Source organism: Mesorhizobium loti R88b (assembly GCF_013170845.1).
Lineage (GTDB): Bacteria > Pseudomonadota > Alphaproteobacteria > Rhizobiales > Rhizobiaceae > Mesorhizobium > Mesorhizobium loti_B.
The window spans coordinates 3,680,619-3,702,882 of the sequence record NZ_CP033367.1; the positions used below are offsets into that span (position 1 = coordinate 3,680,619).

Below are 22,264 nucleotides of genomic sequence, written 5' to 3' on the forward strand. Positions count from 1 at the left end.
GATACGGCCAAGTTTGCCGGCGATTGAGGGAGGACGACATGGGTTTCGGCCAGTATCACGAACCGCCTGAAGAACTGACGCAGAAGGTGCGGACCTTTGCCCGCATGATTGCCTCGCTGATCGAGGAGGCGGAGGCGATCGGCTGGTACGAACAGCGGATGTCGGTGGAAAAGGACCCGCAAGCCAAGGCGATCATGAAGAATGCTCAGAGCGAGGAGTTCAAGCATTTCGGCATGGATCTGGAATTCCTGCTGCGCCAGAAGAAGGACTGGCGCGCGGAACTGAAGGAAATCCTGTTCACGACAGGCGATATTGTGAAGGCCGGCGAGCGGGGCGAGAAGAAGGTGGATTGAGCGCCTTCAGCAGGGCTCCCAACCCCATCAATCGCTGTCGCGCGCGATCAGTTCCAGCGGCCAGACCTCGCGGATGATGCTCGGGCCTTCGGGGCCGGCGAAGGCCGATAGCGAGGCCAGCAGCATTTCGGCCAGCCGCCGGCCCATCGGCTCCAGCGCCGGACGGAAGGCGGTCAGCGCCGGGGAAAAATAGCGGCAAAGCGGCGTGTCGACGATGACGATCACTGCGATATCATGGCCGGGCCGGATGCCCATCTCGGCCAGCGCCTTGCAGCCGCCGAGCGCCATGGCGTCGTTGTTGAAGATGATGGCGGTGGGCCGATCCTTGGAGAGCATTACGTCCGCCGTCACCTGATAGCCGCCGGCCTCGTTGATGAAGCCGTCGGCGATCAGGCCGGGGTCGACTTCAATGCCGTGCCGCTTCAGCGCCTTGCGATAGCCGTCCAGGAACAGGTAGCCGAAGTTGAGATCATGCGAAGGGCGGATGGCAGCGATGCGGCGATGGCCGCGCGCGACCAGCCGGTCGACGGCTTCATCACCCGCCCTCTCAAAATCGATATCGAGCGAAGGATAGGTGTCGCCGCCGGATTGACTTCGGCCAAGCGTTGCAAAAGGAAAGCCGGCCTTGCTGAGATAATCGATCCGATCGTCTTCCCGCCGTGTATTGGCCAACACGACCGCGTCGGCTCGGCGCGTCTCAACCACACGGCGTAGCCTCTCCTGCTGATATTGGCCGGGCTCACCCATGACGACCATCAGATCCAGGTCATAGTCGGCGAGCCGCGCCTGCAGACCGGTCAGGAACGGGATGAAGAACGGTTCGCCATATTGCTGGTCGCCGGGATGCGGCTGCAGCATGAAGGCGATCGAACGGGTGGCGCCCTGGCGCAGGCTGCGGCCGGACTGGTTGGGCGAATAATTCAGCTTCTTGGCGGCGTCGAGCACGCGCTGGCGGGTGTCGGCATTGACGTCGGCGCGGCCGTTCAGCGCCCGCGACACGGTGCCGATCGAAATGTTCAGGTGACGCGCAAGGTCGTGGATGCTGGACGCCAAAGATCATTCTCCCCCTGCCTTGGCTAGCACCGGCTGCCGCTCAGGCCAAGGCTTCGAGATGATTTTCGCAGGCAGCCGATTGACATTCTACGCCATCGGGTGTGTTCTCGTAAACGTTTACGGAAAAACGTTTACGGTGATGCCGTGGATGCCGTGACATTCGGTCTGGAGGGACCGGACGGAGGAGTGCCGGATGATGAATGTCGTCCTCGTCGGCTGTGGCGCGATGAGCAGGCAGTGGCTCGATGCCGCCAGGCAGATCGACGGGCTTGACATTGTCGGCCTTGTCGATCTCGACGCCGAGCGGGCGAAGGCGAGGGCGCATGAATATGGCCTCACCGGTGCCGTCACCGGCACCAGCCTCGACGCGGTGCTCGACCAGACCAAGCCGCAAGCCGTGTTCGATGTCGTGGTTCCCGCCGCCCGCCGCGAAGTCGCGCTCACCGCATTCGCGCACAATTGCCATCTCCTGACCGAAAAGCCGCTCGCTGACAGTCCGGAAAACGCACGCGCCATCGTCGAGGCAGCGCGCCGGGCAGGGCGCGTTCATGCCGTCGTCCAAAACCGCCGCTATGTCGCCAATGTCAGGCGCATCCGCCGTTTTCTAGACTCCGGCGCCATTGGGGCGGCGACCTCGATCCATGCCGACTTCTTCGTCGCGCCGCATTTCGGCGGCTTTCGCGAGGAGATGGCGCATGTGCTGCTGCTCGACATGGCGATCCACACCTTCGACGCCGCCCGCTACATGGCTGCGGGCGAGCCGGCTGGCGTCTATTGCCAGGAATGGGAGCCGGCCAATTCCTGGTACCGGCAGGGCTCGTCGGCCAGCGCCGTCTTCGATCTCGGCGGCGGCAAGGTTTTCACCTATGCCGGCTCCTGGTGCGCCGACGGTTTTCGCACCAGCTGGGAAGGCAGCTGGCGCATCGTTGCCCAGCGCGGCAGCCTGATCTGGGACGGTAGTGATGGCCTGAAGGCGGAAGTGGTGGCGTCGGGCCGCGATGGCCTGATCGACAAGACCCAGCCGATCGAAGTGCCGCCCCTCGATCCGGCCGACCGCATCGGCGGTCATCTCGGCATCATCCGGGATTTCATGCACGCCATCGAGACCGGCACAGAGCCTGAGACGCGCGGCGCCGACAACATCAAGAGCCTGGCCATGGTTTTCGGCGCCATCGAGAGCGCCGAGACCGGACGCCGCGTGGCGATCACCGGACAGGAAGAAAAGTAATGCAAAACCCGCTTCTCGACATCAGGATCGGCACCATGGTGCGGGCCAATCTCGACGACCCGGCAGGCTACATCAAACAGATCCTGCCGCTTGGCTTCGAAAGCATCCAGCCCTTCTTCTGGCAGACGCTGGGCGGCAAGGATTTGCCACGGCTGGCCGGCCAGATCCGCGAGGCGATCGGTGATGCCGATGTCATCGTGTCTTCCCTGGGCGTGTTCGGCAATCCGCTGGAGGATGGCGAGGTTGACCGTGGCGTGCTCGCCGCCTGGGAGACCGTCATCGACAATGCGCACCTGTTCGGTACCTCGATGGTCAGCGGCTTCACCGGACGTCTGCGCGGCAAGAAGCTGACCGACAGCCTGCCGCGCTTTCGCGAAGTGTGGGGGCCGCTGGCCAAGCGTGCCGCCGACAAGGGCGTGCGCATCGCCTTCGAAAATTGCGCCATGGACGGCAACTGGGCCGCCGGCGACTGGAACATCGCCCACAATCCCGACGCCTGGGAGCTGATGTTCAACGAAGTGCCCGACGACAATCTGGGGCTGGAATGGGAGCCCTGCCATCAACTCGTCTATCTCATCGACCCGATGCCGCAGATCCGCAAATGGGCGCCGCGCATCTTCCATGTCCATGGCAAGGACGCCACCGTGCGCTGGGATGTCATCCGCGAGCATGGCGTGTTCGGCCGGCTGCCCTTCGTGCAGATGCGCACGCCGGGCTTCGGCGACAGCGACTGGACGCGGGTGATCAGCGAATTGCGGCTGGCCGGCTACAAGGGCGCCATCGACATCGAGGGCTGGCACGACCCGGTCTATCGCGGCGATCTCGAAATCACGGGGCAGGCGCGGGCGCTGGACTATCTCAAGCAATGCAGGGGAGGTGCCAGCTACCTGCCAAATCCGACGTGAGACCAAATTTGATGTGAGAATTGGGCGGCGGGAGGAGCCGACCGGTAAGTCGTACTGCCGTAGCAATCGTCAAAAGCCCCTCGGCTGACGAGGGAACAATGGGAGGACAAGTGCATGAGCATCGCGATCAGAACGACACTTCTGCGCACGACCGTCGTGGCTGCCGCCACGGCGCTGTGCGCCGCCATCTCGACCTTGCCGGCACAGGCGCTCGACGCGCAGTGGTGCAAGGATGTCCATATCCGCTTCTTCGTCGGCGGCGCCGAGGGCGACGCTTTCGGCACGATTGTCTATAATGGCGCCAAGCAGGCGGCGGCCGATCTCGGGCCGAAGGTCGACTACATCTTCTCCGGCTGGGACGTCGAGAAGATGGTGCAGCAATTGCGCGAGGCGGTTGCCGTCAAGCCCGGCGGCATCGCCATGATGGGCCATCCCGGCGACGACGCGATCATGCCGCTGGCCGAGCAGGCGCATAAGGACGGCATCAAGATGATGTACCAGAACGTGCCGGTGCCGAAGGTGACGTCGGCGTTCGGCGGTGGCTATGTCGGCGCGCAGCAGGAGCAGCAGGGCCGCGCGCTCGGTGCCGAGGCGTTCAAGCTGGCCGGGCTGAAATCCGGCGACAAGGCGATCATGATCGGCCCCTTCGACAATGAGAGCCGGGGCGCGCGCGAGCGCGGGACGGTCGCCGCATTGAAAGAGGCGGGCGTCGATGTCGTTCAAATCAATTCTGTACCCGAGTGGGCAGCCGATCCGAATCTGGCCATCCCGGTGATCACCGCGGCGTTGCTCAACAATCCCACCGTCAAGGCGGTCGGCTACCCTGGCGGGCAGATGCTCGGCAATGTGCCGACCTACATGCAGGCCGCGGGAAGGAAGCCCGGCGATATCTTCAATTTCGGCTTCGACACCAGCCCGCAGATCGTCGAGGGCTTCAAGGGCGGCTGGGTGCAGCTGACGGCGGACCAGCAGCCATTCCTGCAGGGCTATCTGCCGATCCTCAGCCTCTGCCAGCAAGTGGTGCTGGGTCTCGCGCCGCTGAACGTCGACACAGGCGCGGGCTTCGTCACGCCGCAGAATTATGAGATCGTCTCAGAGCTCGCCAAGCAGGCGCTGCGCTGACCTCCCAAGGCTGCCGGCCGGGTTGACCCGGCCGGCAGGACCGCCGGTTGAGAAGGCCGGCAAGCGACAATGACAAGCGAGGATCCGATGGCCGAACGCATCATCGAACTGCGCGATATCAAGAAATCCTACGGTCAGGTCTATGCGCTTGGCGGCGTCAATCTCAGCGTCGACCGCGGCGAGGTGGTCGGCCTGATCGGCGACAATGGTGCCGGCAAGTCGACGCTGATCAAGATCCTCTGCGGCGTCGTCAGGCCGACCAGCGGCGAGATCCTCGTGCGCGACAAGCCGGTAAGCGGCTGGAGCGCGGCGCGTTCGCGCGACGCCGGCATCGAGACGGTGTTCCAGGACCGCGCTTTGGCGGTGCAGCAGACCATCGTGCGCAACATCTTCATGGGGCGTGAGCTGACCGGTTTCATGGGCTGGCTGAAGGTCAACAAGGAGATCGAGGAGGCAAGCCGGCTGATGCGCGAGATCGGCTTCACCTCAAAGGTGTTCACGCCGCATTCGATCGTCGGCCAGCTGTCGGGTGGCGAACGCCAGGGCGTGGCGATCGCCCGCGCCATCTACAAGCAGGCCGAGCTGATCATCCTCGATGAGCCGACGACGGCGCTGTCGCTGACCGAGACCGCCAAGGTCTTCCATTTCGTGCGCCAGGTGCGGGCCGGCGGCCGCTCGATCCTGTTCATCGGCCACAACATCCATCACGTGTTCGACATTGCCGACCGCTTCGTGGTGCTCGATCGCGGCAAGGTGGCGCTGACCGCCGACCGCAGCCAGGTCAAGTCGGCGGAAGAGCTCATCAATTTCATGGAAGACGTCGCGCATCCCGGCGGATTGCCCGGACTGCACGAGGCCGGCGAAGCGGAGCAGCAAGCGCGATGAGCAAGACCATGGAACCCGATCTCGAAAGCCCTCTCGGCTCGCATGGCGGGCCTGTCCGGAAAGAGTGGAAACACCCATCCGACCATTGGCTGCGCGGTTTCGTCCTCGACAACCGCGCCTCGCTTGGCACGCTCGCCGTGTTCGTCGTCATGATGGCGGTGTTCATGGTCGCCAACCCGACCGTGTTCACCACCTGGTATCTCTACAGTTCGGTGCTGACGACGCTTCCCGTGGCGTTGTTCGTGGTCGTGCCGCTGGTCTTCGTCGTCACCTGCGGCGAGATCGACCTGTCGTTTCCGGCGACGATGGGGTTTGCCTCCTGGGTCTTCGCGCTGGTGGTGCAAGCTGGCTACGATCCGTTCCTCGGCATTGCGGCGGCACTCGTCACCGGCATGCTGCTCGGCTTTCTCGTTGGATCGCTGGTGGTCTATGGCGGGCTGTCGTCGCTGATCGCCACGCTCGGCATGAACTTTTTGCTGCGCGGCCTGATCCAGATCATCAACGAAGGCAAGTCGATGGCGCTGACCGGCCTTGCCGACACCCCAGCCTACAAGATCTTCTCCAGCCAGGTTCTTGGGATCCCGGTGCAGATATTCTGGGCCATCGCCTTCGTCGTGCTGTCGGCGATGCTCTACAACCGGCACCGTTTCGGCGCGCAGGTGAAAGTGGTCGGCGACAATCCCGACAGCGCCCAGCAGATGGGCATCGACGTAAAGCGCGTGCGGGTGAAAGTGTTCGTCTTCGTCGGCATCGGCGCTGCGATCGCCGGCACGTTTTCGGTGATGATCAATTTCACCTGGTGGCCGACGGCCGGCGACGGCTATCTCCTGCCGGTGCTGGCCTCGGTCTTCGTCGGCGGCACGCCGACCTGGGGTGGCATCGGCACGGTCGCCGGCGGCGCCATCGGCGCGGTCACCGTGTCGTTCATCCAGACCGGCGTGGTGGCGGCGGGGCTGAGCGGCTTCTACGTGCAGTTCTTCAACGGGCTGATCATCATCCTGTCGCTGCTCGGGCATAAGTGGAACCAGGCGCGGTACAGGTGAGGGCTATTCTCGTTGACGGACCGCATAGCTTGACGATTGGGCGCAGACGTTCGTCGCTTCGTCATCCACGGGCGGAGCAAGGAGCGTAGCGGCGCAGCGCAGACCCGAGGATCCATGCCGCGACTTAAACACTCTGCCACGGTACAGAATCCTGCTCCGCTGCACTCTTCGGCCAAGGTCACGGAATGGATCCTCGGGTCTCCGCGACGTCGCTTCGCTCCTGCTTCGCCCGTGGATGACGAAGCCGGGGAGGACCCCGCCAGAGAATAACAACGTGGGACAACGTGACAGGCGGCAGCTCACACGGCCGCCACAAACCCGTCCAGCACGCGTTTCTGGCCGGCCTTGTCGAAGTCGATGGTCAGCTTGTTGCCTTCGATGGCGGAAATGTTGCCGTTGCCGAATTTCTGGTGGAAGACGCGGTCGCCGACGCTGAAGGCCGACGGCGTGTCGGAGACGGATTTGGCGACCAGTTCGCCGTCGATGGTGCGGCCTTTGACCGAGGTGCGGCCGGCGCCGTAACCGGAGTCGGTCTCGCCATAGCCGATGCGCTCGACCTGGTGGCCGGAGCGCGAGCCCCAGTTGCGGTCGGTCGCCTCGGTTCGATTGGCTTGCGCGCGCTGCCAGCCGGGTGTCGCGTAGGTGTTGGAGAAGGCGCCGGATTTTTCGGTGTCGGCGCCGACATTGTCGAAGCGCGAGGCGCCATAGGGGTTCTGGCGGCCGCCACGGCCAGACGCGAACGAACCGCCGCCATAGGAATTGCCATAGCCGCCATAGCTGTTGCCGCCGCTTTCGGCGACCTCGATATGGGCTTCCGGCAGTTCCTCGAGAAAGCGTGACGGGATGGTCGATTGCCAGAGGCCGTGGATGCGGCGGTTGGAGACGAACCACAGATGCAGGTTCTTCTTGGCGCGGGTCAGGCCGACATAGGCTAGGCGCCGTTCTTCCTCCAGCCCGGAACGGCCGCCTTCATCCAGCGCGCGCTGATGCGGAAACAGGCCTTCCTCCCAGCCGGGGAGAAAAACGGTTTCGAATTCGAGGCCCTTGGCCGAATGCAGCGTCATGATGTTGACGGCGTCGAGCGTGGCATTCTGCTCGGCGTCCATGACCAGTGCGACATGTTCGAGGAAGGAGCGCAGCGACTCGTACTCCTCCATCGAGCGGATCAGCTCTTTCAGGTTTTCCAGCCGGCCGGGGGCTTCGACCGAGCGGTCGTTCTTCCACATGTCGGTGTAGCCGCTCTCTTCCAGAATGGTCTCGGCGAGTTCGGTGTGCGGCGTCGTTTCCAGCGCCTTTTGCCAACGCTCGAAATTGGCGGCGACTTCGCGTAGCGCTGCGCGCGGCTTCGGCTTCAACTCGTCGCTTTCGGCGAGCTTGGCGGCGGCTTCCAGCATCGGCACACGTAGCGCGCGCGCCGTATCGTGGATCTGGCGGATGGTGGTTTCGCCGAGGCCGCGCTTGGGCACATTGACGATGCGCTCGAAGGCGAGGTCGTCGGCGCCTTGCGCGACGACGCGGAAGAAGGCCAGCGCATCGCGGATTTCCATGCGCTCGTAGAAACGCGGGCCGCCGATGACGCGGTAGTTGAGGCCGAGCGTGACGAAACGGTCCTCGAATTCGCGCATCTGGAATGAGGCGCGGACCAGGATGGCCATGTCGTTGAGCTTGTGCTTTTGCCGCTGATAGGCCTCGATGGTCTCGCCGACGGCGCGGGCTTCCTCTTCGGAATCCCAGGCGGCGTGGACATGCACCTTGCCGTCCTCCGGCTCGTCGCGGTCGGTGAACAGCGTCTTGCCGAAACGGCCCTCATTGTGGGCGATGAGATGGGAGGCGGCGCCGAGGATGTGCGCGGTGGAGCGGTAGTTGCGCTCCAGCCTGATGATGGTGGCGCCGGGAAAATCCTTGTCGAAGCGCAGGATGTTGTCGACCTCGGCGCCACGCCAGCCATAGATGGATTGGTCATCGTCGCCGACGCAGCAGATGTTGACTTTGTTATCGCTCACGGGCTGTTCCGCGCCTGCCGGCGCGGGCCCTCCGCGGGGGCCTCGCAACGGCTCGGACGCCCGGTCGGGCTTGCGGCCTTCGGCCGATCGCAGATCCGTCGATGTTGACGCGCGCCCGCTATCCGGTCGCTGCGCCAGCAGGCGCAGCCACATGTATTGGGCGGTGTTGGTGTCCTGATATTCGTCGACGAGGATGTATTTGAAACGCTTGTGATATTCCTTCAACACATCCGGATTGGCGCGGAAGATGCGGATGGGGTGGCAAAGCAGGTCGCCGAAGTCGCAGGCGTTCAGCGTCTTCAGCCGCTCCTGATAGGCCTTGTAGAGTTCGCGGCCCTTGCCGTTGGCAAAGGCGCGGGCGTCGCCTTCGGGGATCTCGGCGGGGCCGAGGCCCTTGTTCTTCCAGCCGTCGATCATCTGCGCGAACTGCTTGGCCGGCCAGCGCTTGTCGTCCAGCCCCTCGGCCTGGATCAACTGCTTGATCAGCCGCACGACGTCGTCGGTGTCGAGGATGGTGAAATCGGAGCGCAGCCCGGCAAGCTCGGCATGGCGGCGCAACAGCTTCACGCCGATCGAGTGGAAGGTGCCGAGCCAGGGCATGCCTTCGACATTGCCTTCGCCGATCAGCACGCCGATGCGGATCTTCATCTCGCGCGCGGCCTTGTTGGTGAAGGTCACGGCCAGGATCTGCGACGGGAAGGCCTTGCCGGTGGCAAGGATGTGAGCGATGCGGGTGGTCAAGACGCGGGTCTTGCCGGTGCCGGCGCCGGCCAGCACTAGAACCGGGCCTTCGGTGGTCTCCACCGCCAGCCTTTGTTCCGGGTTAAGGCCCTTCAGATAGTCGGGTGCGTTGTTCTGGCCGCTACGGGCGGCCATGGCGCGCGCGGCAATGCCCGACGGGGCCGTGGGCCGCGCATTGGGTTCATCGAAAAAGGGCATGTCTTCGGAAAAGCCGGACATCTTCCCCCCGAATGTAGTGATTCGGGAGGGAAAGACCAGAACTGTCTACGTTTTGTTCCGGTTTTAAAGCACGATTGGCGGTCGCCATGCGACTGTTGTGCCCCCCGGTGGCCGACGATTCTTCTCCAAAGCTATGACCAGGCCTATCTCGCGGCCGCGCGCATCCGCTCGCCGATCTTGTCGGCGACATAGCTGGCATCGCGTGCCGCGCCATGGATCATCGTCGAAGAGGTCGAGTGCTGGAAATGCAGGCCGCAGACATAGAGGCCGGGTTCGCCTTCCACGGCGCCGCGATACTGCTTCACCCGGCCGTTGTCGTCGAAGATCGGCAGCCTGATCCAATCCAGCCCGGCCTTGAAGCCGGTGCACCAGATGACGTTCGTGACGTCGAGGGTCCGGCCGTCGTCAAGCAGCGGTTTGCCGTCACGCACGCCGGCAACGCGGGAGACACGGCGGACGCCGGCAGCGTCGAGATCGTGCGGCTTGACCCGGATCAACGGCAGGCCGTGGGACAGCTGCCCAAGTTTGGCCTTGCGGCCCATTGGCGTGTCGACCGTCAACAACCGGTGGAAGATGAAGCGGAACACGACCGGCAGCACCAGGCGCATGGCGAAATAGCCATTATAGGCGACCGGAATGTTGCCGGGATGCCGGCCGGCCAGCCAGGTCTGGTGCGTCGGCGCGACATCCATGGCGATTTCGGCGCCGGAATTGCCGGCGCCGACCAGGAGCACGCCACCCGGATTGAGCAGCGAGGGGTTCTGGTAGGCACTTGAATGGAATTGCCGGATCGACGGATCGAGCAAGGCGGCGAAATCCGGAACCTTCGGCTTCTGGTAGCTCGCCGAGGCGATGACGACATGATCGGCGCTATAGCGCGTCCGGCCTGCCGTCACGACATAGCGGCCGTCGATGCGGGTTACCTCGTCGACCTTGACACCAGTGCGCACCGGCAAGGAAAACTTCCTGGCATAGGCCTCGAGATAGTCGGCCATCTCGTCCTTGGTCGGGAAGGCAAAGCGGTGAGCGGGGAAGGGCATGCCGGCCAGCCCGTCATAGCGCGCCGGCGTGAACAGGCGCAGCGAATCCCAGCGCGAACGCCAGCAGTCGCCGACACGTTCGCGCCCCTCGAGGATGACATATTTCAGGCCCTTGCGGGCGAGGTGATAACCGACGGACAAGCCGCTCTGGCCGGCGCCGATGATGACGACGTCGAAGTGTTCATCCCCCGGCGCGGGCCGCATTTCATCGCCTGAAGAAGCCTGGCTTGCCGCGTGGCCGCCCGCCGCCTGCAACACGCCGGCCTCCAGCTGCATGAAGGCCGCTCCCTGTTCCAGCAACGCGCCGGCACGCGCCTTGGTCTCGGTGATGCCGACACGGCGGCCGCGCCGTCGCATTGCGTGCCCAGAGGTCGGGCGAGGTGTCGAGGTCGGGTTCATGATCGCTCCATCCGGTTTCGTCAGCCTGGACCCAGAAATAGCGATCCGGTGCGGCGGCGCTTCGGGGAGACACCTCACGAGACCGGGAAAATGCGATGGGGATTTTCCCCCATGCCTCGGGTCTTTGGGGTCGTCGGTTCAGAGCAGCCCGTTCTGGAAGGCATAGGCGGTCGCAGCGGCGCGCGAGCTGACCGCCAGCTTGTCGAATATGTTGCTGAGATGCCGGTCGACCGTCTTTTCGCTGAGACCGAGGTCGCTGGCGATCAGCCGGTTTGTCTTGCCGGTGGCGACAAGGCCGAGAACTTCGATCTCGCGTCGGGTCAAGCCGTGCGGACGCGCCTTGTCCGACGCGGTCAGCGCCGTGACGCGCGCGCGATCGGGGGCAGCGCCCAGGGCCGTGAAAACCGCCCGGGCGGCATCGAATTCAAGCTCGGCGCTGTCCTCGTCGCCAAGCGCGCGGCAGGCCTGCCCGGCCAGCACGCGCAGGCGCGCTTCGAGATAGGGGGCGCCGGCGCGCTGCCATGTCGCCAGTGCGGTACGGAAATGGCCGAGTGCCACCGCGGCGTCGCCGTCGTTCAGCTCGATTTCGCCTCGCGCCTGCGAGGCCATCGCAACAAGAATGTCGGTCGCGAAACGGTCGGCCGTCGTCTGCAATTCCAGGGCCGCTTCGCGCGCCTCGTCGATTGCGCCCGCCGCGATCATGATCTCGACCAGCGCCGGCAGCAGACGGGCGCGGCCGAGCGGCGTCCCGGTCGTGGCGAGCACGCGGCGCATTGTTGCGGCCGCTTGCTCAGCGCGGCCTTGCACGAGACGCAGCAGCGCCATGCCGGGCTGCGGTTCGAGCCCAAGACGGCTGGCGGTGCGGTAAAGCTCTTCGGCTGCCGCGAATTCGCCGCGCAGCCGATGGATTTCGGCTTCCTGATAGGCCGCACCGGCGGTCGTCTCGTTGCTGACATTACGGGCCAATGATGATGTCGCACGCCGCGCTTCGGCAACGGCATCCTGCCAGGCGCCGTTCACCTCCATGATCTCCGCCCGGTGCAGCCGGCATAGGCCGTTGAACTGAACCAGCTGTGGCTGCGATCCGCACCAGTTCGACATCGCGTCGGTCCATTCGCGCGAACGATCGAAGGCGTAGATTTGCCGGCAGGCGTCGATGAGATTGCAATAGATGAGGCCGGTGACAACAGGCGAGAGCTTGCCGTCGACGACGGGCAGCATGGCTTCGTCGAGCGAGACGATGCCTTCCCCGATCCGGCCCTGGCGCAGCAGCGCGCGGCCGAGATAGCAGCGGGAGAAGGCGATCAGGTCGAGGTCGCAACAGCGTTCGCCGATCCCCAGCGACTGCGCCGCCAGCGCCGCGGCAGCCTGATCGTTGCCGCTCCCGAGTTCCTTGTGCGCCGAAAGCATGATCAGGAAGCCTTGCGCCGCGCATTCGCGGCCAAAGCCTTCGGCATGGCGCTGAGCCCTTTGCAGCCAGGCCATGCCACGGCCTTCCTCACGCAAAGCCATGAGCCGGAAGCCATGGAAGAACGCCCAGTACGCCGCCTGGTCGTCGCGGCCGGCCTCGGCATGTGTGTTGAAGAGACGCTCGGCGGCGGCGAAGATGTCGGGGTCGCGGTCGAGCATGCCAGCCGACCACATCAGCCGCTCAAGGTCTTCCGGGGCGAGCGCGGTGGTTTCGTCGGTCGCCTGTAAAAGCTCGAACGCATCCGCCCATGCCCTCTGTCCGTAGGCATGGCGGGCTTTTTCGAGCAACGAGGCAGCATCGGCTTTCATCGGCAAAGCATAGTACCACCTGACACCTGGCGGAAGAATGGCGGGGTTCAGGCCTTGCGGTAGCCGAGGGCGACGAAGAATCGATGCCCGAAGGAGCGCGCCTCGTCGGTCATCACGGCGCCCAGCGCGACCTGCATCTGGTCGTAATAATGGTTGCCGGCGGGTGAGGCCAGGAAGTCCTCGTAAAGCTTGAGATCGGCTAAAGGCAGATCCCGGTAGATATAGGCTGCCGATTCCATGACGTCCGTATCGATGTTGCGGCGAAGCCCTTCGGTCTGCTTGCGCAGCAAGGCCATGATCTGGTCGTCGGGCAGGGGCTTGCCGGCGGCACCCAGCATTTCGGAAAGCATCGCGTAGCCCATGTTCAAGGCGACGGCTTCTCCGGTATCGACGGCACTGAGATCGTCCATGATCTTTTTGTACAGTGCGAGCCGGGCCGGATCCCTGGAGGGAAGTTCGCCGAGGATTTTGGCTCCCTCTATCTTCTTGGCCTCCCTGGCCTGCGGCGCCGCAGCCTGGATCTCCAGCGCCGTGACCTGTTTGCCCAAGGGCGAAGCGTAGAACGAGGCCAGGTCGGACAGCTCCTTGGCGGTGAGCTTGTCGGCCATCCGCGTTTCGATGGCCGCCTCCATCTTGTTGGGATCAAAGGCGCCTTCCATGGCAGCGGCAAGCGCATCCCTGACTTTTTGCGGCGGCATTCCCGGCGCCGATGTCACGGCTGCGGTGAAACCCGGGCCGATGCCCATCAGCATCTCATGAAAGCCGTTGGCCTTGTTGATGTCGCTGATGGTCTGCGCCGGCGCGGCCATGGTGAGGAAGACGAGGCAGCAGAGCGCAAGCGCCAACCGCGTCAGTGACCGAACGAATGACGTCATTTGCTTGCTCCTGCGGAGAGATGATTGAGACTGCTGGAAAACCGGCATACAGGCAAGATGGGTTGCCACCGTGGCGTGTACACCAGCTTGACAGGCGAGGCGGCCGGGAGAAAGCTGTGCAAGGCAGGGAGGTATCCTGTCGCCCATGGCCGCCTCACCAGCGCGCAACAGTCGAAGGAGTATCATCTTGGCTGTCACCATCACCTCCCTCATTCTCTTCCTCATCGGCCTTGCGCTCGGCGCGGGTGGCATCTGGTTGGCCTCGCTGGGCGGCAGCTGGTACTACATGATTGTCGGTCTGGCTTTCCTGATCGCCGCCTGGCTGCTCTACCGGCGCCGCTCCACGGCACTCTGGCTCTACGCGGCGATCGTGCTGGGAACGCTGGCCTGGGCGGTGTGGGAAACCGGCTTCGACTGGTGGGAACTCGGGCCGCGCGGCGGCATCATCGTGCTGCTGGCTCTATGGCTGCTGACGCCGTGGGCGCGGCGCGGCCTCGCCGGTCCTGACGCTCGTGCGCCGCTGATCCTGGCCGTGCTGGCTTCGCTGGCTGTGGCCGGCTATTCGATGACCACGGACCCGAAGGACATTGCCGGCGCGCTCGACACCGACAAGGTGATCCCCAACGCCAATCTCGGCGGCGATGTGCCGGCGGGCGAATGGCACTATTACGGCCGCACCCAGTTCGGCCAGCGCTATTCGCCGCTCGACCAGATCACGCCGGACAATGTCGCCAACCTGCAGCCGGCCTGGACCTATCGCACCGGTGATGTGAAGGGGCCGGATGACATCGGCGAGACCACCTACCAGGTGACGCCGCTTAAAGTTGGCGACACGCTCTACATCTGCACACCGCACAATTTTGCCATCGCCGTGGATGCCGCGACCGGCAAGGAAAAATGGCGCTACGACCCCAAGATCAAGCTCGACAAGGATCGGCAGCACCAGACCTGCCGTGGCGTGGCCTATTATGCCGATGCCGCCGGCACCGCCGGCCAGCCCTGCGCGACCCGCGTCTATTTGCCGACCTCGGATGCGCGGCTGATCGCGCTCGATGCCGCCAACGGGCAGGTCTGCCCCGCCTTTGCCGAGGCCGGTACGCTGAATCTTTTGACCGGTATGCCCTATCCAAAATCGGGTTATTATTACTCGACTTCGGCGCCGCTGATCGCGGGCGGAAAAATCATCGTCGGCGGCGCGGTCAACGACAATTATTCGACGCAGGAGCCTTCCGGCGTCATCCGCGCCTTTGATGCGGCCACTGGCAAGCTGGTGTGGAACTGGGATTCTGGCAATCCGGATCAGACGACGCCGCTGCCGGCCGGCCAAACCTATACCGCCAACTCGCCCAACATGTGGTCGACGCCGAGCGCCGATGAGAAGCTAGGCCTGCTCTACGTGCCGCTCGGCAACCAGACGCCGGACCAGCTCGGCGCCGGACGCAGCGCCAATGTCGAGAAATTCTCGTCCTCGATCACCGCGCTCGACCTCAACACCGGGCAGTTGAAATGGGTGCGTCAGACCGTGCACCACGACCTCTGGGACATGGACGTGCCGGCGCAGCCGAGCCTGATCGACATCACCAAGGCCGACGGCACGATCGTGCCGGCGCTGGTCGGGCCGACCAAGCAGGGCGACCTCTATGTGCTCGACCGGCGCACCGGCGAGCCGGTGATCGCGGTCAAGGAAGTGCCGGCGCCCGGCGGTGCCATCGAGGGCGACAAGGCCTCGCCGACGCAGCCTTCGTCCGATCTCTCCTTCAACCCGAAGCCGCTGACCGATGCCGACATGTGGGGCATCACCATGTTCGACCAGCTGGCTTGCCGCATCGCCTTCCACAAATTGCGCTATGAAGGCCGCTACACGCCGCCCTCGCCGCAGGGATCTCTGATCTATCCCGGCAATTTCGGCGTCTTCAACTGGGGTGGGGTGGCGGTCGATCCTGTGCGGCAGGTGATGTTCGGCATGCCGACCTATCTGGCCTTCACGTCGAAACTCATTCCCCGCGCCGATGTGCCGGCGCCAGGCGACAACACCAAGGGCAGCGAACAGGGGCTGAACCGCAATGAGGGCGCGCCCTATGCGGTGGTGATGGGGCCGTTCCTGTCGCCGCTCGGCATTCCCTGCCAGGCGCCGCCCTGGGGCTATGTCGCCGGCGTGGATCTCAGGACCGGCACGATCGCCTACAAGCATCGCAACGGCACCATCTACGACATGACACCGCTGCCGCTGCCGCTGAAGGTCGGGGTGCCCGGCATTGGCGGGCCGATGATCACCGCCGGCGGCGTCGCCTTCCTTGGTGCGGCGGTCGACGACTATCTGCGCGCCTACGACCTGACATCAGGCAAGCAGCTCTGGCAGGCGCGGTTGCCGGCTGGCGGACAATCGACGCCGATGACCTACACGGTCGCCGACGGGCGCCAGTTCGTGGTCATCGTTGCCGGCGGCCATGGCTCGGTCGGCACCAAGCCGGGCGACTATGTGATGGCTTACGCGCTGCCGAAGTAGAGGAGGCGCTGCCTGGAATCAGGCTTGGCGAATGACGTCAGCCCAGTCCGAGGTGGCTCTTCAGGCTGGGCACCTGGCCGAGCACCTGGTTGGTCAGATCCGGACCGGCCGCGGCTTGGGCTTGCTGAACCAGTGTCTGACCAGCCTTCTCGATCTGCGCCAGGTCGAGGCCGGATGCCTTCAGCGCGGCGAGGCCGTTGACCAGCGCGCCGGCCTTTTCGCCGAGAACGCCGCCAAGCGCGCCCTGAAGCGACGACAGGAAGCCGCCACCGCCGCCGGCAGGGGCGGCGGCCATGACGTCATATTTCTGCGCCAGCGCATCGGCGCCCGGAATCTTGGCGAAGAAGGCTGAGGCGCTGGTGCCGTCGGCTTCATGTTCGAGCACCGAGAAAATGGTGCCGACGACTTTTTCGGTCGTGGCCTGATCGAGGCCGGCCTTCTGCGAGACGGTGTTTACGATGTCCTGTACGTCCATGACTTCACCTCAACCCTGGGTTTTCGTGTTTGCCGGATGGCGCTGCTGGCTGGTAGCCTGGCGGCTGGGAACCTTGACCATGGACTTTCGGCTCGCCGCGACAACGGTTGCGCGCATCACCGCAATCGCGGCTGCGGCAACCATGAAGGCGGTTGCCAGGATCGGCGAGGTCATGGTCATCAGTTTTCCTTTCAGATCGGGCCCTTCAGGACCGTGGCCGCGCCATGGGGCGACCGGACATCCAGTTTCTCCCACTATTGTGGCAGCGCCATCAAGATTTATCACCGATGACCAAATTGTGATGATCACTGCTTTCGCTCGCACACCGCTGCGTGAACCGCGAGCGTCACCGGCCTCTGACTGGACGATGCGGGGCTCGCCCCTATCTTGCGAGCGGGCAAGGATACAGAAGTCGAGATACCGAGATCGAGGAGTGCGCCATGTCGAAATCCATTGAAAAGCCTGTCATCACCCAGGCAATGATCGACGCCTATGACGAATACACGCATCTGACGCTCGATCGTCGCCGCTTCATGGAACAATTGACCAGGCTTGCCGGAACCGGTGCTGCGGCGGCCGCGATCGCGCCAATGCTGGCGGCGAATTCCGCCCAGGCGGCGATCGTCGCCGAAACCGATGCCCGCGTGAAAGGCGAGGACATCACCTATCCCGGCGGCAGCGGCGAGATGAAGGGCTATCTGGTCAAGCCGGCAAACCAGGCCGGCAAGCTCGGTACCGTCATCGTCATCCATGAAAACCGGGGGCTCAACCCGCATATCCGCGACGTTGCCCGGCGTGTGGCGCTGGAGGGTTTCGTGGCGCTTGCGCCGGACTTCCTGTCGCCGCTCGGCGGCACGCCCGCCGATGAGGACAAGGCGCGCGACATGTTCACCAAGCTGGACCCGGCGCAGACGGTCGCCAACGGCGTGGCGACCGTCGCATTCCTCAGAGGTGCCAAGGACGGCAACGGCAAGGTCGGCGCCATCGGCTTCTGCTGGGGCGGCGGCACGGCCAATATGCTGGCCGTCAACGCGCCCGATCTCGCCGCCAGCGTCGCCTATTACGGCATGCAGCCAAAGGGCGCCGATGTGTCGAAGATCAGGGCCGCATTGCTGCTGCACTATGCCGGGTTGGACGATCGCACCAACGCCGGAATCGATGCCTTCAAGAAGGAACTCGACGCCGACCATGTCGAATACACCGTCTACATCTACGAAGGCGCCAACCATGCCTTCAACAATGATACCTCGGCGGCGCGCTACGACAAGAAGGCGGCCGATCTCGCCTGGGGCAGGACGATCGCTTTCCTGAAGGACAAGCTGAAATAGGTTGTCAGGCGACCGAGGGCGCCCAGACGGCCTCGAAAGCCGGCGACAGGGTGAAGCCGGCCGGCCGCGTGGAAACGGGCGGCGGGCGGCGCACGCCTTCCTGCAGGTACCGCAACGCCGATGTCAGCCCGTTCATCGTGTAGGGCTTGGCGATGACGCCGATCGCACCGGCGAAATGATCGGGAATGCGCTTCGGGTTGGCGGTCATGAACACCACCACCGAACTCTTCTTCTGGCCGATATATTCGGCCACCTCGACGCCAGTCGGGCCATCGGTGAGGTGGATGTCGACAAAGGCGATGTCGGCATCGGTGGACTCAACCATGCTTTTCGCCTCAGACGAGGACGTCGCCCAGCCGACGACGCTGTGGCCAGCCTCTTCCACCAGGCTCTCCAGTTCCATGGCCAGCAGCGCTTCGTCCTCGATGATCAGGACCTTGAGCGGTTCAATCATGACACATTCCCTTTTTGCTGCGGTTCGTTCGGCATCGAGATCACGACCTTGGTTCCGGGGCCGGCGTCGTGCCATTCGATATCGGCGTGCAACTGGCGGGCGAGCGACTTGATCAGCCGCATGCCGAAAGACGCATCGCCACTGGCATCAGCCATGCCGACCCCATCGTCGGAGACCTCGATGTTGAAGTGGCCGTCAGGCTGGCTCATCTTAATGCCGATGCGCCCCGCGGTGGTCCCGTCGGGTCCTTCCTTGAAAGCGTGTTTCAAGGCATTGGTGACGAGCTCATTGACCATCAGCGCGACCGGCGTCGCCTTTTCAGCTGAAATCACAATGGGTTCGAGGTCGAGTTTCGACTTGATCCCGGAGCGCCCCGATGCCGTCAGCAGATCGGTCACCAGGTCCTTGGCGAAATCCGAGACGTCGAACCGGCTGACATCCTTCGACTGGTAGAGCCGGCGATGCACGGTGCTCAGCGCCTCGATGCGCTCCAGCATGGTCTTCAGGGAACGTTTGGTTGCCTCGTCCTTTATGGAACGGCTCTGCATGATGATGAGCGACGAGATCATCTGCAGATTGTTTTTCACCCGATGATCGACCTCGTGCAGCAAGGTGGTCTGCGCCTCAAGGGCAGCTTCCAGTTCCGCGGTGCGTTCCTTCACCGCTTTCTCGAAACGATCCTTGTCGGCGGTGATGCGATGCTCCGAGTGCTTGCGGTCCGAGACATCGAGCTGCGAGGCGAAAAAGAACTGCAACTCGCCTTTGTCGTTCGAGACAGGGCTGATGTAGAGCGCATTCCAGAAGGTCGACCCGTCCTTGCGATAGTTCAGGATGTCGATGGCTACGTCGGTCTTGTCCGCGATCGCCGTGCGGATCTCCGCAATGGCGTCCTTGTCGGTCTTCGGCCCCTGCAGGAAGCGGCAGTTCTTGCCAATGACTTCGTCACGACCATAGCCGGACAGCCGCAGGAAGGCGTCATTGGCAAAGACGATCGGGTTATCGGGCCGCCGGGGATCGGTGATGATCATCGACATGCGGGTGGCGCGGATGGCCGCCGCGAACGGGTCGCCCTTGCCGTGCTCGGCATGAAGGTCATCCGTCATGTGCCAAGCGTCGGCGGACTCCCTGGTCCGTTTCCAGTCCATGCTGTCACTCCAAGCTTTTTTCGTAGGGGACAACGGATAAAGCGAGGAATTGGTTCAATCCTGGACGTGTTGTCGCAGTTTGGCAGTGTCGGGAACCGACTCGGTGTTTCTGCAAGCGATTGATGATAAAGGTTTTCCTGGCGTCTAGGATGCCGATGCCGGCTTGTGGAAAGCGACGCCGGCGACCACCAGCGCGATCCCCAGGCAATCGCTGAGGCCTGGAATCTGGCGCAGCACGACGATACCGATCAGCGTTGCGGTGACCGGCAGCAGCGACAGCATCAGGGCGAAGCTCGAGCGCGGCAGCCGCGACATGGCAAGCTGGTCGCAGATGTAGGGAATGACCGAGGAGCAGATGCCGACGCCGACGGCGGCGAGCAACAATTGCGGTGCTGAGAAAGCCGGAAGCGCCTGTGCGAAGCCGATCGGTAGCACGACAATGAAGGCGATCGTCATGGCCGCGCCCAGCCCGGCTATGCCGCCACCCGCACTGGTGTGCGCGACGCGGTGGCCGAGCACGATGTAGCCGACAAAGAGTGCACCGTTGAGGAAGGCCCAGAACAGCCCGACCGGATCGCTGGACCATTTGACGTCGATGAGCAGCAAGGTGCCGGTGACGGCCACGGCAAGAGCGGTGAGATTGCGCGGGCTCCTGAGCCCGATCACCGCGACGCCGATGGTGCCGACGAATTCGATTGCCGCCACCAGCGAGATCGGCAAGCGGTCGAGCGCCAGGTAGAACGAGCAATTCATCACCGCCAGGCAGGCGCCGAAGGCCAGCAAAAGCAGCCGTGTCGAGCGATCGGCGCCGGCAAAGGTTCGCCAGGGGCGGGTCAGCGGCGCGAAAATCAGCGCCGCGGTGGCGATGCGCAGCCACGCCATCCCGAGCACGCCGACATACGGGAACAGCAGCACGGCGAAAGCCGGACCGAGATAGTGGAAGACAGCGCTGACGCCGAACCAGACATGCGGCGGCAGTTTTGTCGCCAGGCTGGCCGGGCCGCCAAGGGCAGGGCGGGCAGCGGGAGCTTGCGCTTGATCATCCATGGGATCAGTATCGCAGGCGATTTTGCCTGGATATATGGATGATGATCGCCTGTAGGTCGATTTTCTTCCCGGAAGCAAGGAGTTCTCCATGAAACGCCTTCGAACCGAAAATGTGGATCTCGACGTCGCGGATATGAAGATCCTGCGCCTGCTGGAAGAGGACGCTCGGATCAGCACAGCGGAGCTGGCGCGTTCGGTCGGCCTGTCGGCGCCGAGTGTCGCCGAGCGCATCAAGCGGCTGCAGGAGAACGGCGTGATCGAAGCCTATTCGGTCAGGATCAATCCAGCGGCACTTGGCCTGAAGCTGTCGGCATGGCTGCGCATCCGGCCGGTGCCGGGGCAATTGGCAGTCGTCGCCGATATCATCCGCGAGCTGCCGGAGATCGCGCAATGCGACCGGGTGACCGGCGAGGATTGCTTCATCGCGCTGGCGCATGTCGGGTCGGTGACCGAACTCGAACGGGTGATCGACCGGATCATTCCCTATGCGATGACCAACACGGCCATCATCCAGTCGTCACCGGTGGCGGCGCGCTCGCCGCTGGCAGCGATCAGGCGATCGCCTTGATTTGATTGGTTGCCTGATGTTTTCGCAGGCCGTCTCGTCAGGCGTGGCCGCGCTTCAGGCGGGCGCGTTTCAAAATGCTGCGCCAACGGATCATGTCGAACGGAATCGGTTCGTTGTTGTTGGCGATATGGAAGATCTCATTGTCGACGTTCTTGAGCGAACGCCAGAAATCATAGTCCGATATGCGCGGATCAGCGGCCAGCCTGTCCACCTCGACCTTGATGTCGGTTTTCATGCACGTCCCTCGAACCGGCTTCGCCCCGCCGCCCGTATAGCAACCCTGTGCGGAGCGTTTTCGACCGCTCCGCTGAGTCGTTCAACGGCTCAAATGGCTTGTTCCCGTTAAAACCTTGGTAAGGTTAACGCGGGCGCGGGGCCGCTTCAAGCACTGGTGCAAGCCGATTCCAGGGTTTCGCAATTTTGGATTGCTGGTGTGGCTTTGAAGCCCGGTGGCCTGTTTCGGGAACGGTCAGCTCGATCTATTTGCGTTTGATCCCGATCGAGCGGCCGGCGCGCTCCGGCATCGGCAGCACCGAATGGGCAGCGCGCATGGCTTCGATCTTGGCCAGCACATCGGCCGGGAAGGGCGCGACTTTCGGCCCGGACATGTCGACATGCAGCGACAGCGTCTCGGAGGTGGCGGCGAGCCAGCCATCGACATGGCGGATTTCCTGGTAGGCCCTGAGCCGCTTCTGGTCATGGTCGATAAGCTGGAACGAGACCGTGACCTTGTGGTCGAGATGTAGCTCCTGGACGTAACAGACATGGACCTCGGCGGTGTAGATGGTGAGGCGGCGGTCCTTCACATAGTCCAGCCCCATGCCCATCGCCTCGAAGGCCTCGTCCGAGCAGCGGTCGAACAGCACGTTGTAGTAGGCCATGTTGAGATGGCCGTTGTAGTCGATCCAGTCCTTTTCAATGTCCATAGGCCTGGAGACGAAGGGGGCGGGGATGGGCATCGAAACTTCCTTGTTCTGGTGCTGGACACGGCGTGGCCACTGAGACTTTTTTGTTCTGACGCAATTCCGGACGGAAAACCGCTTCACACTTTTCCTGGAATTGCTTTAGGCATTCATAATCGCAGAACAAGCATGGA

At 63.8% G+C, this 22,264-nt stretch carries 21 protein-coding genes; 9 read left to right on the forward strand and 12 right to left on the reverse strand.

Annotation, left to right across the window (positions count from 1 at the left end; translation table 11 throughout):
• Positions 1–38 precede the first annotated feature (38 nt).
• Positions 39–353: a hypothetical protein gene (locus EB235_RS17955; RefSeq protein WP_027029680.1), complete on the forward strand. Its 315-nt coding sequence runs from the start codon at positions 39–41 to the stop codon at positions 351–353.
• 27 nt (positions 354–380) lie between these two features.
• On the opposite strand, the gene EB235_RS17960 is transcribed toward EB235_RS17955, so the two are convergent.
• Complete coding sequence (locus tag EB235_RS17960; protein WP_027029679.1) at positions 381–1,406, reverse strand: LacI family DNA-binding transcriptional regulator; 1,026 nt, start codon at positions 1,404–1,406, stop codon at positions 381–383.
• A 193-nt stretch (positions 1,407–1,599) separates the two neighbouring features.
• Between EB235_RS17960 and EB235_RS17965 the strand changes: the two genes are divergently transcribed.
• The 5 genes from EB235_RS17965 (at position 1,600) to EB235_RS17985 (ending at position 6,589) form a co-directional block, all read left to right on the forward strand.
• A complete protein-coding gene (locus EB235_RS17965; protein WP_027029678.1) occupies positions 1,600–2,634 on the forward strand; it encodes a Gfo/Idh/MocA family protein in 1,035 nt (344 codons plus the stop codon).
• Positions 2,634–3,539 (forward strand): sugar phosphate isomerase/epimerase family protein, encoded by a 906-nt coding sequence (locus EB235_RS17970; RefSeq protein WP_027029677.1) that lies wholly within the window; start codon positions 2,634–2,636, stop codon positions 3,537–3,539. Before EB235_RS17965 ends, EB235_RS17970 begins: the two co-directional genes overlap by 1 nt.
• 114 nt (positions 3,540–3,653) lie before the next feature.
• The gene (locus tag EB235_RS17975; RefSeq protein WP_027029676.1) at positions 3,654–4,661 is read left to right on the forward strand and encodes a substrate-binding domain-containing protein; all 1,008 of its coding nucleotides are present in this window, start codon (positions 3,654–3,656) and stop codon (positions 4,659–4,661) included.
• 87 nt (positions 4,662–4,748) lie between these two features.
• Positions 4,749–5,546 (forward strand): ATP-binding cassette domain-containing protein, encoded by a 798-nt coding sequence (locus tag EB235_RS17980; RefSeq protein WP_027029675.1) that lies wholly within the window; start codon positions 4,749–4,751, stop codon positions 5,544–5,546.
• Positions 5,543–6,589 carry an ABC transporter permease gene (locus EB235_RS17985; RefSeq protein ID WP_027029674.1) on the forward strand — a complete coding sequence of 349 codons (1,047 nt, stop codon included), beginning with the start codon at positions 5,543–5,545 and terminating at the stop codon, positions 6,587–6,589. The genes EB235_RS17980 and EB235_RS17985 overlap by 4 nt, the downstream gene beginning before the upstream one ends.
• A 299-nt stretch (positions 6,590–6,888) precedes the next feature.
• Here the strand turns inward: EB235_RS17985 and EB235_RS17990 are convergent, their stop codons facing one another.
• The 4 genes from EB235_RS17990 to EB235_RS18005 form a co-directional block, all read right to left on the reverse strand.
• Positions 6,889–9,552 carry an ATP-dependent helicase gene (locus EB235_RS17990; RefSeq protein WP_027029673.1) on the reverse strand — a complete coding sequence of 888 codons (2,664 nt, stop codon included), beginning with the start codon at positions 9,550–9,552 and terminating at the stop codon, positions 6,889–6,891.
• Between the two features lie 143 nt (positions 9,553–9,695).
• On the reverse strand, positions 9,696–10,991 hold the full coding sequence (locus EB235_RS17995; protein ID WP_245268769.1) for a flavin-containing monooxygenase: 1,296 nt from the start codon (positions 10,989–10,991) through the stop codon (positions 9,696–9,698).
• A 138-nt stretch (positions 10,992–11,129) separates the two neighbouring features.
• A complete protein-coding gene (locus EB235_RS18000; protein WP_027029671.1) occupies positions 11,130–12,770 on the reverse strand; it encodes a helix-turn-helix transcriptional regulator in 1,641 nt (546 codons plus the stop codon).
• Between the two features lie 47 nt (positions 12,771–12,817).
• On the reverse strand, positions 12,818–13,645 hold the full coding sequence (locus tag EB235_RS18005; RefSeq protein ID WP_027029670.1) for a DUF2059 domain-containing protein: 828 nt from the start codon (positions 13,643–13,645) through the stop codon (positions 12,818–12,820).
• 187 nt (positions 13,646–13,832) lie between these two features.
• Here EB235_RS18005 and EB235_RS18010 point away from each other — a divergent pair, with 187 nt between their 5' ends.
• A complete protein-coding gene (locus EB235_RS18010) occupies positions 13,833–16,151 on the forward strand; it encodes a glucose/quinate/shikimate family membrane-bound PQQ-dependent dehydrogenase (RefSeq protein ID WP_027029669.1) in 2,319 nt (772 codons plus the stop codon).
• Between the two features lie 37 nt (positions 16,152–16,188).
• Here the strand turns inward: EB235_RS18010 and EB235_RS18015 are convergent, their stop codons facing one another.
• A complete protein-coding gene (locus EB235_RS18015) occupies positions 16,189–16,626 on the reverse strand; it encodes a hypothetical protein (protein WP_027029668.1) in 438 nt (145 codons plus the stop codon).
• A 9-nt stretch (positions 16,627–16,635) separates the two neighbouring features.
• The gene (locus tag EB235_RS18020) at positions 16,636–16,806 is read right to left on the reverse strand and encodes a hypothetical protein (RefSeq protein ID WP_080680755.1); all 171 of its coding nucleotides are present in this window, start codon (positions 16,804–16,806) and stop codon (positions 16,636–16,638) included.
• Between the two features lie 260 nt (positions 16,807–17,066).
• Here EB235_RS18020 and EB235_RS18025 point away from each other — a divergent pair, with 260 nt between their 5' ends.
• Positions 17,067–17,954, forward strand: coding sequence for a dienelactone hydrolase family protein (locus EB235_RS18025; RefSeq protein WP_027029666.1), 888 nt, complete (start codon positions 17,067–17,069; stop codon positions 17,952–17,954).
• Positions 17,955–17,958: 4 nt separating this feature from the next.
• On the opposite strand, the gene EB235_RS18030 is transcribed toward EB235_RS18025, so the two are convergent.
• From EB235_RS18030 to EB235_RS18040, 3 genes are all read right to left on the reverse strand, one after another.
• On the reverse strand, positions 17,959–18,408 hold the full coding sequence (locus tag EB235_RS18030; protein WP_027029665.1) for a response regulator: 450 nt from the start codon (positions 18,406–18,408) through the stop codon (positions 17,959–17,961).
• Positions 18,405–19,553, reverse strand: coding sequence for a histidine kinase dimerization/phosphoacceptor domain -containing protein (locus EB235_RS18035; RefSeq protein ID WP_032925420.1), 1,149 nt, complete (start codon positions 19,551–19,553; stop codon positions 18,405–18,407). Before EB235_RS18035 ends, EB235_RS18030 begins: the two co-directional genes overlap by 4 nt.
• 144 nt (positions 19,554–19,697) lie before the next feature.
• A complete protein-coding gene (locus EB235_RS18040) occupies positions 19,698–20,600 on the reverse strand; it encodes an EamA family transporter (RefSeq protein ID WP_027029663.1) in 903 nt (300 codons plus the stop codon).
• Positions 20,601–20,688: 88 nt separating this feature from the next.
• On the opposite strand from EB235_RS18040, the gene EB235_RS18045 reads away from it, so the two are divergent.
• A complete protein-coding gene (locus tag EB235_RS18045; RefSeq protein WP_027029662.1) occupies positions 20,689–21,168 on the forward strand; it encodes an Lrp/AsnC family transcriptional regulator in 480 nt (159 codons plus the stop codon).
• Positions 21,169–21,205: 37 nt separating this feature from the next.
• Here the strand turns inward: EB235_RS18045 and EB235_RS18050 are convergent, their stop codons facing one another.
• Positions 21,206–21,403: a hypothetical protein gene (locus EB235_RS18050; protein WP_015317249.1), complete on the reverse strand. Its 198-nt coding sequence runs from the start codon at positions 21,401–21,403 to the stop codon at positions 21,206–21,208.
• A gap of 244 nt (positions 21,404–21,647) precedes the next feature.
• On the reverse strand, positions 21,648–22,127 hold the full coding sequence (locus tag EB235_RS18055) for a thioesterase family protein (RefSeq protein ID WP_027029661.1): 480 nt from the start codon (positions 22,125–22,127) through the stop codon (positions 21,648–21,650).
• Positions 22,128–22,264 lie beyond the last annotated feature (137 nt).

Excerpts from the sequence above, each read along its gene's own strand:
- EB235_RS17955 (WP_027029680.1), top strand. The coding sequence starts at position 39 with ATGGGTTTCGGCCAGTATCACGAACCGCCTGAAGAACTGACGCAGAAG.
- EB235_RS17965 (WP_027029678.1), top strand. The coding sequence starts at position 1,600 with ATGATGAATGTCGTCCTCGTCGGCTGTGGCGCGATGAGCAGGCAGTGG.
- EB235_RS17970 (WP_027029677.1), top strand. The coding sequence starts at position 2,634 with ATGCAAAACCCGCTTCTCGACATCAGGATCGGCACCATGGTGCGGGCC.
- EB235_RS17975 (WP_027029676.1), top strand. The coding sequence starts at position 3,654 with ATGAGCATCGCGATCAGAACGACACTTCTGCGCACGACCGTCGTGGCT.
- EB235_RS17980 (WP_027029675.1), top strand. The coding sequence starts at position 4,749 with ATGGCCGAACGCATCATCGAACTGCGCGATATCAAGAAATCCTACGGT.
- EB235_RS17985 (WP_027029674.1), top strand. The coding sequence starts at position 5,543 with ATGAGCAAGACCATGGAACCCGATCTCGAAAGCCCTCTCGGCTCGCAT.
- EB235_RS17990 (WP_027029673.1), bottom strand. The coding sequence starts at position 9,552 with ATGTCCGGCTTTTCCGAAGACATGCCCTTTTTCGATGAACCCAATGCG.
- EB235_RS17995 (WP_245268769.1), bottom strand. The coding sequence starts at position 10,991 with ATGAACCCGACCTCGACACCTCGCCCGACCTCTGGGCACGCAATGCGA.
- EB235_RS18000 (WP_027029671.1), bottom strand. The coding sequence starts at position 12,770 with ATGAAAGCCGATGCTGCCTCGTTGCTCGAAAAAGCCCGCCATGCCTAC.
- EB235_RS18005 (WP_027029670.1), bottom strand. The coding sequence starts at position 13,645 with ATGACGTCATTCGTTCGGTCACTGACGCGGTTGGCGCTTGCGCTCTGC.
- EB235_RS18015 (WP_027029668.1), bottom strand. The coding sequence starts at position 16,626 with ATGGACGTACAGGACATCGTAAACACCGTCTCGCAGAAGGCCGGCCTC.
- EB235_RS18020 (WP_080680755.1), bottom strand. The coding sequence starts at position 16,806 with ATGACCATGACCTCGCCGATCCTGGCAACCGCCTTCATGGTTGCCGCA.
- EB235_RS18025 (WP_027029666.1), top strand. The coding sequence starts at position 17,067 with ATGTCGAAATCCATTGAAAAGCCTGTCATCACCCAGGCAATGATCGAC.
- EB235_RS18030 (WP_027029665.1), bottom strand. The coding sequence starts at position 18,408 with ATGATTGAACCGCTCAAGGTCCTGATCATCGAGGACGAAGCGCTGCTG.
- EB235_RS18035 (WP_032925420.1), bottom strand. The coding sequence starts at position 19,553 with ATGGACTGGAAACGGACCAGGGAGTCCGCCGACGCTTGGCACATGACG.
- EB235_RS18040 (WP_027029663.1), bottom strand. The coding sequence starts at position 20,600 with ATGGATGATCAAGCGCAAGCTCCCGCTGCCCGCCCTGCCCTTGGCGGC.
- EB235_RS18045 (WP_027029662.1), top strand. The coding sequence starts at position 20,689 with ATGAAACGCCTTCGAACCGAAAATGTGGATCTCGACGTCGCGGATATG.
- EB235_RS18050 (WP_015317249.1), bottom strand. The coding sequence starts at position 21,403 with ATGAAAACCGACATCAAGGTCGAGGTGGACAGGCTGGCCGCTGATCCG.
- EB235_RS18055 (WP_027029661.1), bottom strand. The coding sequence starts at position 22,127 with ATGCCCATCCCCGCCCCCTTCGTCTCCAGGCCTATGGACATTGAAAAG.